Genomic DNA, 13,830 nt, shown 5'->3' with positions numbered 1-13,830 from the left:
TTACACAGCGGTCGGGGGGGCGGGGACACCGACGCGCCCCGCCCCCTGCCGTCTACCGGTTCGCCTCGCGCCACCGCGTGGCCTCGGCGAGCGCGAACCCGTGGACATCCGCCAACTCACCCAACCGCTCCACGCTGTCGCCGTCGAGGGTGGTGCCGATGCTGCGCAGTCCGAACTCACCCGACAACGCGATCAGCATCGTCTCGGCCATGCAGGCATACGTCAGCCCCGGAGCCAACCCGTACGTCAACCCGAAATCCGAACCCGACGGCACCCGCACGATGCCGCCGTCGAACACCGTCACGTCGGGCCGCTCACTGCGCACGTCCCGGCCGATGTTCGGCGGCTGCGCCACATCGCAGACGATGGCGCCCTCCATCAGATCCGTCGGATCGATGAGCGCATGCGGCGCCGACGTCGCAGCGATGACGATCAACGAATCCATTACCGCAGCAACAGGATCGGTGAAGAACTCGATGTGCCTCGACCTGATCAGATCGTCCAGATCGCCGTCGACGGCATGCGCGGCAGCGGCCAGATCTCCCGAACCCGCACCGGCCCGAGCGCTCGCCACCATCTCCTGCGCGGCCGCCCACAGCTTGGGCGCGATGACCGAACTCTCCCCCCGCCTACCGACCAGCACGATGCTGCCGACCTCGCCGGCCAACTGCATACCGATGGTTCGCCCGATCGCCCCGGCGGCACCGAGAATCGTCACCCGAGCCCGCGCGACATCGATACCGCGTTCACGGCACACGCGTCGAACAGCCCGCAGACTCGCCGCAGCGGTGAACGTGTTGCCGGTGGTGATCGGTCGCGTCGTCGCGCCGAGACCCAACCCGTTCCCGGTGATCACCGACGAATAGCCGCCCAATCCCACGACCGTCGCACCGCGGGAGATCGCCAGTTCGACGGCCCCGCCCACGACTGCCAGCGCACGCTCGGTCGGCAGGCGCAGCAACTGCTCGGAGGTGTACGGCAGCCCGATCAGATCACCGTGCGCCGTCGCCTCCCCACCCCCGACGACCCGGCCACTGCCGATGACGAACGACGCGGGTTCGAGCTCGGATGTCGACGCCGCGAACCGCTCGAGCAGATCCTGCCGCTCGCCGTGGTCGAACACCTCCAGCGCCGGATCGAACGCCGCGAAGAAGCCGAGATCGAGAGGATGCGCGATGAACGCGAAGCGTCGATCCGTCGGCCGTACCGCGATATCGGGCGTCCGCCCGGGGCGCAACGCCTCGAGTGCGGGCGGAGTGGCGACGGTCGGGCGACCCAGCAGATGCCCGAACAATCCGTCCATGTCACCCACCGCCGCATAACCCAATGCCCGATCCAATGCTGCGACCAGACGCGAGCACTGCACCGCCGAGACCGTCAGCGGTGGTTCGATCCGAATCACCCTGTTGCCGAACAGAGTCGGAGCCACTCGTATCCCCTCCACATCGAGCAGGTACGAGCAGATCACCACGGCCAGATTGTGTTGATCGGCGATCGATCCCAGCAGCGACTGCCGCCCGACGAAATTCACGTCCGCGGTCAGTTCCAAGCCGAGCAGCAGTCCCTTACCGCGCACCTCGGTCACGACCGACGGATACTTCTCGGCCAGCCTGCTCAGATCGTTCTTCAGCTGACGCCCGAGCACAGCCACTCCGGTGACCAGTGCGCAGTCGTCTCGGGTCAACTCGTCGAGAACCGCGATACCCACCCGCGCAGCCAACGCGTTTCCCGCAAAGGTCGACGTGTGGCGCAGCGCGAAACTCTCGTTCACCAACTCCGGACGGCACAGCACCGCGCCTACCGGCACGATCCCACCACCGAGAGCCTTGGCGACGGTCAGAATGTCCGGCACCACCCCCTCGTGCTCGGCGGCGAACATCCTGCCGGTCCGGCCCAGCCCTGTCTGCACCTCGTCGAGAGCCATCAGCACCCCGTGCCGATCGCAGATCTCCCGCACGCGGCGCAGGTACCCATCGGGTGGACACACCACTCCGCCCTCACCCTGAATCGGCTCCACCAGAAACACCGCATAATGCCCGGGCGCCGCCGCCAGGGCCGCGTCGAGCGCGTCCGAATCACCGAAGTCGATGTGGTCGAATCCCTCGACCGGTGCGCCGAAACCGCTCTGGTACTTGACGTTTCCCGTCGCAGACAACGCTCCGAGAGTCTTGCCGTGAAAACTGTTCCCGGTGGTCAGCACACCCAGCCGACCGGTGTCCGCTCGCGCGATCTTGAGCGCCACCTCGGTCGCCTCGGTACCACTGTTGACGAACGTCGTTCGCGTCAATCCGTCGGGTGCGATGCGCCCCAACCGATCTGCCAGTTCCCCGGCCGCGCTCAGCACCGAGGGCTGCACGAAAATCGCTTCCCCGCTGCAGCGAATGTCGTTGACCGCCTGCCAGATCGGAGTGGGACCGTGCCCGAACGGAAGGGCACCGTACGCCCCGGCGAAGTCCAGATAGCGACGGCCCGACGCGTCGAACAGGACAGTCCCGTCGCCCCGCACGTACTCGCGATCCAGGTTCAGCGCAGACAACAGCCGATACAGTTCGGGATTGACGTGTTCGGCAAAGCCCGATCGACCGGACCTGGATTCCAGCACGGAATAATCGATAGTTGTGTCGGTCATGACAGCATGCTCCGTTTTCATCGGATCCACCCCTGGCTGTCGAGCTGTGAATGGTTGTCCCGAACAACCAGGGCTCGTCCCAAGCCAGGACGCAAACGCGATGGTAACTCTGCGGCAAGCCGGTGACAGCTGGCCGAAAACCACACGAAAAAGCCCCGTCCGAGCAGGCTTCTGCGTCGAACGGGGCTTGATCGAGTGCCGGCTGGGCTACTACTGATCGTCGATGGCCGACAACTTCCAGGTGCCGTCGACCTTCTCCATGTTCACTGTCAACGGGCCCTCGGCACTGCCCGACGCGACACCGTTCTGCGTGGCACTGATGTTCACGTTGGCGATCAGTTCCGCCCTGCCATCCTCTAGCCGCGAGACTCCGATATCGGTGACCATGGCCTCGGTTCCCGTATCCGTCTGCACCACAGCAGATTTGGTGGTGTCGGCGGTGGAGTTGAACTCGTCGAGCATCGACTGATTGAGCACTGCACGGGCGGCATCGAAATCGGCATCGATCGTGGCGGCCTTGTACGTGTACAAGGTCTGCAGCGCATCGGTCGCGGCCGAGGTGACCTCCTGAGTCGCCGCGGAATCCACCCAGGCCGCATTGTCGATCGTGGCGAACGGCTTGAACGCGGCCACGGCAGCGAACGCGCCGAGCACAACGGCAATGACCGCAACGACGATCACGTGCTTGTAGCCGATTCCCGACGCCGACGCGACGGACGCGTCGGTCGACTCGGAATCGGCAGCAGGCTTGTCGGCTGCGGGAGTCTCGGCAGCGGGCTTGTCGGCAGCGGGCTTGTCGAGAACAGGCGTCTCGGCAGAAGGCTTCGCTGCTGCGGGCTTTTCTGCTGCGGGCTTGTCTGCTGCCGGCTTGTCGAGGGCAGGCTTGTCCGACACAGGCTCGGTGGGCGGCGTCGTGGTGATCGCCGCCGTCTCGGTCGCAGCCGATCCCTCGGCACCGGTCGAGTCCGTGTCGGTGTTGGCAGCACTCGGCTTCCCGGTGCCTGCCACCTTGCGGCGAACTTTACTGGTGGTGGTGGGTGGAACGATCTTGCGACGCTGGGGAGGCACTACAGAACTCCTTCGAAACTCACTTCGGTACAGACGGAAAACACCACTGCCGGGTATCTCAGTTGCCGCCGGTGTCCGGCTGGGGAGCCGGCGTGGCGTCCGTACCGGGGTCGGCCGCATTCGGATCGGCCGCGTTCGGGTCGGCGGGGCCACCCGGTTCGGTCGGGACGACGGGGTTGGTGTTCGGATTGTCGAGCGAGATCCGTGAACCGATGGGATCGACCTTGTTGGTCTTCCACACCCCGTCTACCTCTTCCATGGCCAGACGCATCGTCAGCTTGCTTCGCTCGACGCGATCGGGCCAGGTGGTGGTTGTCGCGATGACCACAAGAGCGGTCGCGGTGTTCTCGTCCGTGCTCAGTTCCGTCAGCGTGCCGTGCAACACCTCGGCCTCGCTCTTGGCGCCGGACTGACGAACCTGATCGGTGATGCCCGAGCGCGTCTGCTCGAGGTCGTTGAGCATCAGATCGCCGGTGATCGACGACTTCATGTTGTCGAACGACTGATCGATAGCCGATGCGTCGACCGTGTTCAGGTTGACGGCAGCCTGCTGAGCTCCGGTGAGCGCCGCGTCCCTGGTGTCCGCAGTGGGCTTCTGGCTCAGCAGCGCGCTGCCCCAGCCGTACCCGAAGAACACTGCCGCTGCGAGAGCGGCCACGGCGATCACCGAGACGACGGCAAGCAGAATTTTCGCGGTCTTGTTACGCCCTGGAGTCGCTGGGGACTCCAGGGCTTCGGTGCTCGAGTTCACACTTTCACCCTACTACTCGGTAATATCCGGCCGAACCACTCTCGGCCCGACAGTAGTGCTGAGCAGCAGTTCCACCGATTCCGCTACTTCGGCGTGACGCCGATCAGCGGTGCCAACTGGGTGGCGATGGGGTTGAGGTTGAGCTTTTCCGGATCGACCTTGGGCTTGAGGTCCCACGGCTGCGGCACGTCCGGATCGGCGAACACGATGCGGTTCGCGCTACGCACACCCGTCACGCTGCCCTGCGGTGTAGCGCAGTTCGCGTCGAGGTTCAGGGGGTAGTTCTCCCGAGTCGGATCGAAGTTCGGGTTCTTCCGCTTCTCCTCGTCGAGGATCGCCTGCGAACCCTCGTAGCCCACCGTGCAGGGCGGCGGGTTGTTGACCTCGAGCAGCAGACCCTGATGGATCGTGCCGTCGTCCGGAACGATCGTGGAGATGCCGGCACCGAGTGCAGGCAGGAACGTCAGGAACGGACGAAGCGCGACGTACCGCGGTTGGGCCTGAGCGGCAACCAGCGCAAGGTTGTTGATATCGGTGGTCAGCGCCGGACCGGCGTCGGTGATGAGCCCACCGAGCTGGTCGCCCGCTGCGGTACCGGTATCGATCAGGCGGCGGATGTCGGGATCGCTGGACTTCAACTGAGCCGTCACCTCGTCCAGGCTGGTGCTGAACTCACGAATCAGATCCGACTGCTCGGACTGCGTGTTCAGCACCGGCACGGCGTCACGTACCAGCGCGAGCGTCTGTGGCAGCGCCTCGTTGCCTGCCTCGGAGATGTTCCCGAGCGAATCGACGAGAGACGCAAGATCTGTGCCCTTACCGTCGAATGCCACGCCGAGCTCGTTGACGACCCTCGTCAGCGCGTCCAGCGGTACCGACCGGACCAGCGTGTTCGTGTTGGCGAGGACGTCCTCCACCGGCACGGGCGTGGTGGTGTCGGCTTGCGCGATCTGCGAACCGTCGGCCAGGAACGGGCCCTGATCGGTCTCGGGCTGCAGGTCGACGTACTGCTCACCGATCGCAGACCGGTTGGCCACGACGGCTTTCGTGTCGGCCGGGATGTCGGGCCCACCGTTGTCGAGCATGAGCGCGACTCGGACGCCGTCCTGCGTCAGTTCCAGATCTCCGACGGTTCCCACCGGAACACCTCGGTACGTGACCTCGGCGTTCGAGAAGATGCCACCGGAATCGGCGAGGTTCAGATCGACCTGGTACTGCCCGAAGCCGAGCATGTTGTCCAGACGCACGTACTTGCCGCCGACATAGATCAACCCCAGGAGGGCGACCACGACGAACGCGACCAACTGAAAGCGAACCAGTTTCGATCTCACTGTCCAACTCCGAATCGCTCGAGCAGATCGTTCAACGGTGCCAACGGATCCGCCGGTGCGGGCGCGGCGGCTGCGGCTGCCTGCTCGTTCGCAGGAGCACCCGGGCCCGGAACCGGTGACGGGATGATCGGCGGCAACGGCAGCAGCGAGATCGTCGGCCAACCCGGGCGCGGTCCGTTTCCGTTGTAGTACGGATTGGACGGATCGACGACGGGCAACGTGTTGCCGTACTTGGGCTGGACGTAGACCGGGTCGCCTTCACCGACGCCGAAGTTGCGCAGCGCGGTTCCGATGGACAGATCGAGTGAGAGGAACAGGTTGGCGGAGTTGCCCTCGATGATCTTTTCGGTGCCGTCCGCGAACGGCAGCGTCGGGATGACCGAGAGCGAACTCACCACGTCGTCCGCCGAATCGGCCAGGGCCTGGAGCGTCGGGCGCAGGGCCCGCAGGTCTGCGATCAGATCGTCCTTGGAACGGTCGATCACGTCGGTGCCGACGGCTCCGAGACGATCGAGCGCTCCGAGCATCTCGGTCAGCTGCGGACGCTGCTGCTCGAGGACCTCGGTGGCGATCGGCAGGTCCTTCAGCACGGCGTCGATCTTGTCCGTCTGGGTGTTGACCCGGCCGCTGAGAGTGTCGAGACCGTCGATGGCGCGGGTGATGTCGTCACGCTGCTGGTTGAGGCCGTCGATCAACGTGTTGGCCTGCTGCAGAAGCTCTTTCGTCTTGCCTTCGCGACCGTCGAATGCCGTGCTCAGTTCCTTGATGATCGGCGAGAGCTGCCCGACGCCACCACCGTTGAGCAACAGCGAGAGCGCACCGAGGACCTGCTCGATGTCGGTCGCGTGACGGGTTCGATCGAGCGGGATGGTGTCGCCGTCCTGAAGCCGCGCTGCTGCCTCGTCACCGGGAGGTGCCGAGAGCTGCACGAACTTCTCACCGAGCAGGTTGGTCTGCTGTACCGAAGCGATCGCATTGGCAGGCAGATCCACGTCGGAGTTGAGGATGACGTCGACATCGGCCGTCCACCCGTCGTTCGGGACGGAGATGGAGGCGACTCGGCCGACGGCCACACCGTCGACCTTGACGGTCGACTGCGGCACCAGGTCCAGCACGTCGTCGAACTGCACCGTCAGGTTGAACGGGTTGTCACCGACATCGGCACCACCGGGAAGCGGTACGGCGTAGATGCCGGCCGACGAGCACGCTCCGGCCGACAGCGCGACCACGCACACGCCCGCTCCGACGACCAACGAACGCTTCACACGAGCTCGATTCCGTTTCACAGAGGTTCTCACTGTCCCCCACCTCCGATGTACGACTGCTCGAGTCCGGGCATCGTGCTGTTTCCCAGCCGTGGCGAGACGACGCCCGGCACGGTGCCCGGCACGGATACGTTCTGCTCGATGTCGTTGGTGAGAACACCGAACGGCAGCACGATCCGATTCTGGTCGGTGATCGGTGCCTGGATCATCGTGGTGATGTTGGCGCACTGATCGATGATCGGCTGAATTTGCGCACCGAGTGCCTCGAAGCGCGGATCGCCGGGAACGAGCGCGCCGAGGTCGAGGAGCTTGCACACGGTGCCGAGCGGATCCTGGGTCTCGTTCTGGAGATTGGCGCGCGAAGCGAGCGTGCCGGACTCGGCGTCGTAGGCGTTCACCAGGTTGCTGATGGCCAGCGGCAGCAACGTGAGTGTTTGCACCAGCTGCTCGCGGTTGTCGGCGAGCGTCTGAGTCGGCACCACGAGACCGTTTGCGGCATCGGTCAGTTCGGTCCGGTTGTCCGCGACGAACGTAGCCACGTCGCCGAGCGAGACCGACAGCTGCTGAAGCGCCGCTCCCAGATCCTCCCGCTGGCCGGACAGGAATCCGGTCAGGTCGGCCAACTGAGTATTGAAGTTGCGGACCTGCTGATCGTTGACGGCCAGGGCACTGACGAAGGTCTGCAGGTTCTTGATCGTGTCGAAGACGTCGGTGCGCGAGTCGCTCAACGTGCGGCCGGCGGCCGAAAGCTGAGTGATGCTGTCGCCCAACGCTTCACCGTTGCCGTCGAGGTTTGCCGCACCGGTGTTGACGAGGTCGGTGAGAGCGCCGTCCTTGTTGGCACCGTCAGGACCGAGGGCGGTCGACAGGTCGTTGATGGACTTGTACAGCTCGTCGACCTCGACGGGGGTCGCGGTGCGATCGCGAGCGATCGTGGTGCCGTCGGCCATGGTGTCGCCGCCGGTGTAGACGGGCGAGAGCTGGACGTAGCGATCGGCGACGAGCGACGGACTGACCTGGACGGCCTTGGCGTCGGCCGGGATGTCGATCCCGCGGTCGACTCGAAGGACGACCTCGACGTCGTCACCGAGTGGCGTGACGGACTCGACGGTGCCGACCTTGACGCCCAGCACCCGAACCTCGGAGCCGGAGTAGATGCCGACCGACTTGTCGAAGTACGCGGTGATCTTGGTCGTGCCTGCCCTGGTGAACAACCACCAGCCGGCGACGGCCAGGACCAACGCCACGATCACGACGACGGCGATCAGCGCGAGCTTGTTCTTGTTTCTCGGTGCTGCCTGCGTGTCTGTCATCATTCCCCCGGCAACTTGTCGACCGACGGTTGGCGGTAGCCAGGTATCAACGGAACTCCGGGAGGTGTGAGGTTGGCCAGCGTGATATCGAGCCATCGACCGTTACCGGTCACGTTCGTGTACAGACGAATGAACGGTTCGTACAGCTTCAGCGCACGGTCGAGGTTGTCGTTGTTGCGCTGCAGGATGTCGATGACGCCGTTGAGCTGCTGCAACATCGGGTTGATGGTTGCCTCGTTGTCGCGAACGAGACCGGTCAGCTCCTGCGATACACGCTGAGTGCCGGTGAGCAGCTGCGAAATGGCCTGCTGTCGATTGTTGAGTTCTTCGAGAAGCGGGCCCGCGTCGGTGATCAGCTTGTTGAACTGCTCGTTGCGGTCGGCCAACACCTTCGACGTTTCACCGGTGGCCTCGAACAGCTTCTTGAGCTCCTCGTCGCGGCTGGCCACGGTCTGCGACAACCGGGTGACGCCGTCGAGCGAGGCACGGATGTTCGCGGGCGTCTCGGAGAACGCCTCGGACAGGGTCCGCATACTCGTTGCGAGCTGATCGGTGTCGATGTCGTTGATGGTCGACGCCGCATCGGAGAACGCGTCGATGACGTCGTACGGGGACGTGGTGCGCTCGAGCGGAATCGGGTCCTTGGGGCTCAGTGTCTCCGGTCCGCTCGGGTCGAGCGCCAGATACTTCTGCCCCAGCAGGGTCTTGATCGCGATGGCGGCCCGTGACTCGTTTCCGACCCACGCGTCCTTCACCGTGAAGTCCACGAGCACCCGGTCGCCTTCGAGACGAACGTCGGTCACCTTGCCGACCTTGACGCCTGCGATGCGAACCTCGTTGGAGGGCTTGAGTCCTGCGGCCTCGCTGAACTCGGCGGTGTACACCGAACCGGCACCGATGATCGGGAGCCGGTCGAGAAAGAAGACCGACATCGTGGCCAGCAGGATGATCGCGATGCCCAGTGCACCGATGGTGGCCGGACTACGACGAGATTTCATTGTTTGATCCCCCCAGCTTTGCAACGCTCTGCCGAGTTCGTGTACAGCGGCTGGTTGACGGTCGGAAGCCCGGTCGGCAGATTCAGGTTCGGCGAGCTACCCGGTCCGGCGACGATGTCGATACCGCACAGGTAGAACGTGAACCAAGACCCTTGCTGGGCCGTGCGAATGAGCTTGTCGAGCTTGACGGGCAGAATTCCGAGGACCTTGTCCACGTCGTCGCTTCGGCGGTTGATGGTCTCGGACAGCGTGTTCAACGCAGTCACCGATCCCTGGATCGACGGCCGAGTCGGCTCGAGCAGGTCTGCGGTGGCGTTGGTCAGACCGGCGAGCGAGGTGACGGCGGAGCCGACCACGCCACGGTCGGCCGACAGGCCCGAGACGAGCTGCTGCGTGTTGACGATCAAGCTGTCGAGCTGACCGTCGTTCTGGTTGACCGTCGCCAGCACGTTGTTGAGATTGGTGATGACCTGGCCGATGACCTGATCCTTGTCGGCGACCGTGTTCGTCAGAGTCGCCGTGTTGGTGACCAGTTCGTTGATGGTTCCCGACTCCCCCTGGAACACCTGGATGATCTGGTACGACAGCTTGTTGACGTCATCGGAGCTGAGTGTGGTGAACAGCGGCCGGAAGCCGTCGAAGAGCGTGGTCAGGTTCACCGCAGGCTTGGTCCGCTCCAACGGAATGGTGGCACCTTCGGTGATCTTCCGGCCCTGGTCCCCCGAGCCCTGCTCGATGGCGATGTAGCGCTGACCCACCAGGTTCCTGAACCGGATGGTTGCCGTCGAGCTGGCCGGGAGCCAATCGCGACTGCTCAGCGTGAAGTCCACTTTCGCTTCGCGCTCGTTGGCGATCTCGATCTTGTCCACCTGGCCGACGCGAACGCCCGCGATACGAATCTCGTCGCCCTCGTTGAGGGAGGTGACGTCGGTGAACATCGCCGAGAACTTGGTGCCGCCGCCGCCGCTGGAATTGGCGATGGTGAAGGCGAGGGTGGCCGTAGCGATGATCGTGATCACGGCGAACACGACCAACTTGATGATCGGCGCGAGAAGGCCTCTCATGGCACGGTCACCTCCACTCCTCTCAGTGCCGGTGCGCCGATAGCGGCCGCCCACGACGGAATACTTTCTGGTGCAACACCACTCGCCTGTCCGTAGATCACGGCGAGAGTGTCACGCTCGAAGTCCGAGCCCTCGTAGCTCGCCGGCTGCGCGGATGCGGAGACGGCGGGAACGATGGAGCTCTGAGCCGACTTCGGTGGCCCCTGTCCTTCGATCACCTGCGGGCCCGGGTTGCGGGTCGGCACCTGGTAGGAACCGTCGTTGATCGAACCTCCCGGATACTGCGGGAAGAACTCACCCGGTGCTGCAGGCTCGAAGCAGGTGGCTCCGCGATCGTCGAACAAGCGCGGCTCGTCCTGGTTCGGCAAGTAACGGCCCTTCGGGTTGACGAACGATGCGGACACGTTGATGCCGGGGTACTCGTCGCCCTCGCCGAGAACGACCGCTCCGCGCCTGGCACCTTCGGCGAACTGGGTGAACGTGCAGCCGAACGTCGGAGAGAACTCGGCCAGCAGCTCGAGCGCCTCACGAGAGTTCGCGGCCAATCCGATCAGGTTCTCGGAGTTGGTCTGCAGGAAGTCCGCGGTTGTGTAGGACGCCGAGGTCAGCGATCCGTACAGCGTTTCGAGGCTGGACTGCCGCTCGACCACGGTGTTGCCGGTCGTCCGCAGGTTGTCCAGCGCCGAGATCAGTTCGGGTGCAGCGTCTGCGTAGGTCTGCGAGAAGTCGGCGAGACCGACCAGCGTTTGCTGGATGTTCGGCAACTCCGTGTTCAGACCCGACACGATGTTGGTCAGATTGTCGATGGTCTGACCGAGCTGCTCGCCGCGCCCGCTGAGGCCCTGTGCCAACGACCCGAGGGTGTTCGCCAGATCCTGCGGCGGAATCGCCTGCAGCAGTGGAAGCAAGCCGTCGAGCAGCTGCCCGACCTCGATTGCGTTCCCACTGGTGTCCTGCCGGAGGACGGTGCCCTCGGTGATCGGCGACGCCGAGTCGTTCTCGGGCACGATCAGCGAGACGTAGCGCTCACCGAACAGTGTCTTGGGAAGCAACCGCGCCGTCGCGTTGGACGGAATCAGTGGAGCCTTGTCCGGGTCGATGGCGAGCCGAGAGGTGACGACACCGTCGACGGTGGATGCCGAGCGCACCTCGCCGACGATCATTCCGCGCACCTTCACATCCGCGTTCATCGGCAGAGCGTTGCCCACCGAGTCGGTTTCGAGGCTGACGTTCACCACCGACTTGAACGTCTTGTTGTAGGACGTGATGCTCCATCCCAAGAACAGGATCAGCACCAGGAAGAACGCCAAACCGAGCAGTACTCGCTTCAGTCGCGACGGCGAGTCGATCATCCCGCAACCCTCACTGTGGTGGTCGTGCCCCAGATGGCGAGGCTCAAGAAGAAGTCCAGCACCGCGATCGTGACGATCGCGGTACGAACGGCACGGCCCACTGCGACGCCGACACCGGCAGGTCCGCCGGAGGCGTGGTAGCCGTAATAGCAGTGGATCATGATCAGGACGAAGGCGAAGATCAACACCTTCAGGAACGAATACAACACGTCTTCGGGAGGTAGGAAGAGGTTGAAGTAGTGGTCGTAGGACCCCGTGGACTGCCCGTTGAAGATGGTGCTGATCCCTCGGGAGGCGACGTACGACGCCAGCAGTCCGACGATGTAGAGCGGGATGACGGCCACGAAGCCGGCGATCATGCGGGTGGTCACCAGGAACGGCACGCTGGGTACCGCCATCACCTCGAGGGCGTCGATCTCCTCCGAGATCCGCATGGCACCGAGCTGGGCTGTGAAGCCACAGCCGACGGTGGCCGACAGTGCCAGTCCCGCAACGATCGGCGCGATCTCACGGGTGTTGACGTACGCGGACAGGAATCCGGTCAGCACGGAGCTACCGAGCTGCTCGAGTGCGGCGTAGCCCTGCAGGCCGACGACGATTCCGGTGAAGCCGGACATCATCACGATCACGCCGATGGTTCCGCCGATGACGGCGAGTGCACCGCTGCCGAAGGTGACCTCCGCCAGCAGGCGGAGCACCTCCTTCTTGTAGTGCACCGCGGTCTTGGGAATCCACCCGATGGCCCGCAGGTAGAACGACATCTGCTCGCCTGCGCGGTCGAGCACGTTGAGCGGGGCATTGCCGACGCGCTTGACGCGCATCAGCGTGCGGTCACCGCGACCTCTTGCGATCGTCATCGCGGTTACGCTCCCTTCGCTGGGACGACCTGGAGGTACACCAGGGTCAGGATGAGGTTGGCGAAGAAGAGCAGCAGGAACGTGATGACAACCGTCTGGTTCACTGCCTCGCCGACGCCCTTGGGTCCGGGGTTGGGATTGAGCCCCTTGTAGGAGGCGATGATGCCCGCGATGAGTCCGAAGATCGCCGCTTTGGCTTCTGCGACATACAGATCCGGAAGCTGCGCCAGCGCACCGAAGGACGCCAGATACGCACCGGGGGTACCGCCCTGGAGGATCACGTTGAAGAAGTAACCACCGGCGATGCCGACGACCGAGACCAGACCGTTGAGCAACAGGGCGACGAGAATCATCGCGAGGACGCGCGGAACGACGAGACGATGCACCGGGTCGATACCCAGCACCCGCATGGCGTCGATCTCTTCACGAATGGTGCGCGAGCCGAGGTCGGCCGTGACAGCAGAACCGGCGGCACCGGCCACCAGCAGTGCGGTCACGATCGGACTGCCCTGCTGAATGACCGCGAGCACGCTGGCCGCGCCGGTGAACGACTCGGCACCGAGCTGCTTGATGAGCGATCCGGTCTGCAGAGACACGACCGCGCCGAACGGAATGGCGACCAGCGCCGTCGGCAGAATCGTGACGCTGGCGATGAACCAGGCCTGCTCGATGAATTCACGGAACTGGAACGGCCTACGGAAGGTGTTGCGAACCACCTCGACGAACAGTTCTACGATGTTGCCGGCTTGAGTCAGAGCGGCGTTCGCCGGAGCGAACGCGGACTTCTTCGATCCCCCCATGTCTGCTATTGACCCCGACCCTGTGTCGGAGCTTGGTAGCCCGGCTGGTCATGAACTTGCCCGCTGTAGCCCTGCTGGTCGTAGCCCTGCTGGCCATAGCCCTGCTGGTCGTAACCCTGCTGGTCGTAACCCTGCTGGTCGTAACCCTGCTGGTCGTAGCCCTGCTGGTCGTAGCCCTGCTGCTGATCCGCGTATGCGGGGTACCGCTGACCGGGGTCGGTGGTGTCGAGGCTTTCCTGGATGGCGACCTGCGCACTGTGCGGCAGCGTGTGCATGATCTGGCGGACGCGTTCCTGCCTGCGACCGACGGCCTGGCGCACCGGAGTACCGGGGGTGGCCTTCATCTGCGGGACGATGCCTTCGACGTCGTCGACGCCACCGGCGTGGTGCCCGGCGTCGACC

Annotated in this window: 11 protein-coding genes and 1 pseudogene; all 12 read right to left on the bottom strand. The window is 64.5% G+C overall.

Annotated elements, in window-relative coordinates; genetic code table 11:
• Positions 1 to 52: 52 nt before the first annotated feature.
• On the bottom strand, positions 53 to 2,629 hold the full coding sequence (locus CH295_RS15425) for an aminotransferase class III-fold pyridoxal phosphate-dependent enzyme (protein ID WP_094741210.1): 2,577 nt from the start codon (positions 2,627 to 2,629) through the stop codon (positions 53 to 55).
• A gap of 210 nt (positions 2,630 to 2,839) precedes the next feature.
• Positions 2,840 to 3,697: a hypothetical protein gene (locus tag CH295_RS27820; RefSeq protein WP_170945925.1), complete on the bottom strand. Its 858-nt coding sequence runs from the start codon at positions 3,695 to 3,697 to the stop codon at positions 2,840 to 2,842.
• A gap of 58 nt (positions 3,698 to 3,755) precedes the next feature.
• On the bottom strand, positions 3,756 to 4,448 hold the full coding sequence (locus CH295_RS15410; protein ID WP_037191270.1) for a hypothetical protein: 693 nt from the start codon (positions 4,446 to 4,448) through the stop codon (positions 3,756 to 3,758).
• An 83-nt stretch (positions 4,449 to 4,531) separates the two neighbouring features.
• Positions 4,532 to 5,779 carry an MCE family protein gene (locus tag CH295_RS15405; protein WP_037191269.1) on the bottom strand — a complete coding sequence of 416 codons (1,248 nt, stop codon included), beginning with the start codon at positions 5,777 to 5,779 and terminating at the stop codon, positions 4,532 to 4,534.
• Positions 5,776 to 7,044, bottom strand: a complete 1,269-nt coding sequence (locus tag CH295_RS15400; protein WP_037191267.1) for an MCE family protein — start codon at positions 7,042 to 7,044, stop codon at positions 5,776 to 5,778. The genes CH295_RS15405 and CH295_RS15400 overlap by 4 nt, the downstream gene beginning before the upstream one ends.
• 29 nt (positions 7,045 to 7,073) lie before the next feature.
• The gene (locus tag CH295_RS15395; protein WP_037191264.1) at positions 7,074 to 8,357 is read right to left on the bottom strand and encodes an MCE family protein; all 1,284 of its coding nucleotides are present in this window, start codon (positions 8,355 to 8,357) and stop codon (positions 7,074 to 7,076) included.
• Positions 8,357 to 9,355 (bottom strand): MCE family protein, encoded by a 999-nt coding sequence (locus tag CH295_RS15390; protein WP_094631931.1) that lies wholly within the window; start codon positions 9,353 to 9,355, stop codon positions 8,357 to 8,359. Before CH295_RS15390 ends, CH295_RS15395 begins: the two co-directional genes overlap by 1 nt.
• Positions 9,352 to 10,419 carry an MCE family protein gene (locus CH295_RS15385; protein WP_037191258.1) on the bottom strand — a complete coding sequence of 356 codons (1,068 nt, stop codon included), beginning with the start codon at positions 10,417 to 10,419 and terminating at the stop codon, positions 9,352 to 9,354. The genes CH295_RS15390 and CH295_RS15385 overlap by 4 nt, the downstream gene beginning before the upstream one ends.
• Positions 10,416 to 11,771: an MCE family protein gene (locus tag CH295_RS15380; protein WP_037191255.1), complete on the bottom strand. Its 1,356-nt coding sequence runs from the start codon at positions 11,769 to 11,771 to the stop codon at positions 10,416 to 10,418. Before CH295_RS15380 ends, CH295_RS15385 begins: the two co-directional genes overlap by 4 nt.
• Complete coding sequence (locus CH295_RS15375; protein WP_027498223.1) at positions 11,768 to 12,628, bottom strand: MlaE family ABC transporter permease; 861 nt, start codon at positions 12,626 to 12,628, stop codon at positions 11,768 to 11,770. Before CH295_RS15375 ends, CH295_RS15380 begins: the two co-directional genes overlap by 4 nt.
• A 5-nt stretch (positions 12,629 to 12,633) precedes the next feature.
• On the bottom strand, positions 12,634 to 13,428 hold the full coding sequence (locus tag CH295_RS15370) for an MlaE family ABC transporter permease (RefSeq protein WP_037191254.1): 795 nt from the start codon (positions 13,426 to 13,428) through the stop codon (positions 12,634 to 12,636).
• Positions 13,429 to 13,433: 5 nt separating this feature from the next.
• A pseudogene (locus CH295_RS15365) lies at positions 13,434 to 13,830 on the bottom strand (ABC transporter ATP-binding protein); the annotation flags it as partial.

It is taken from the genome of Rhodococcus sp. 14-2483-1-2 (genome assembly GCF_002259405.1).
Lineage (GTDB): Bacteria > Actinomycetota > Actinomycetes > Mycobacteriales > Mycobacteriaceae > Rhodococcoides.
This window is presented reverse-complemented; position numbering and strand designations above follow the sequence as displayed.

What these genes read in the sequence shown, in the direction of transcription:
- CH295_RS15425 (WP_094741210.1), bottom strand. Translation starts at nt 2,629, where the DNA reads ATGACCGACACAACTATCGATTATTCCGTGCTGGAATCCAGGTCCGGT.
- CH295_RS15395 (WP_037191264.1), bottom strand. Translation starts at nt 8,357, where the DNA reads ATGACAGACACGCAGGCAGCACCGAGAAACAAGAACAAGCTCGCGCTG.
- CH295_RS15390 (WP_094631931.1), bottom strand. Translation starts at nt 9,355, where the DNA reads ATGAAATCTCGTCGTAGTCCGGCCACCATCGGTGCACTGGGCATCGCG.
- CH295_RS15385 (WP_037191258.1), bottom strand. Translation starts at nt 10,419, where the DNA reads ATGAGAGGCCTTCTCGCGCCGATCATCAAGTTGGTCGTGTTCGCCGTG.
- CH295_RS15380 (WP_037191255.1), bottom strand. Translation starts at nt 11,771, where the DNA reads ATGATCGACTCGCCGTCGCGACTGAAGCGAGTACTGCTCGGTTTGGCG.
- CH295_RS15375 (WP_027498223.1), bottom strand. Translation starts at nt 12,628, where the DNA reads ATGACGATCGCAAGAGGTCGCGGTGACCGCACGCTGATGCGCGTCAAG.
- CH295_RS15370 (WP_037191254.1), bottom strand. Translation starts at nt 13,428, where the DNA reads ATGGGGGGATCGAAGAAGTCCGCGTTCGCTCCGGCGAACGCCGCTCTG.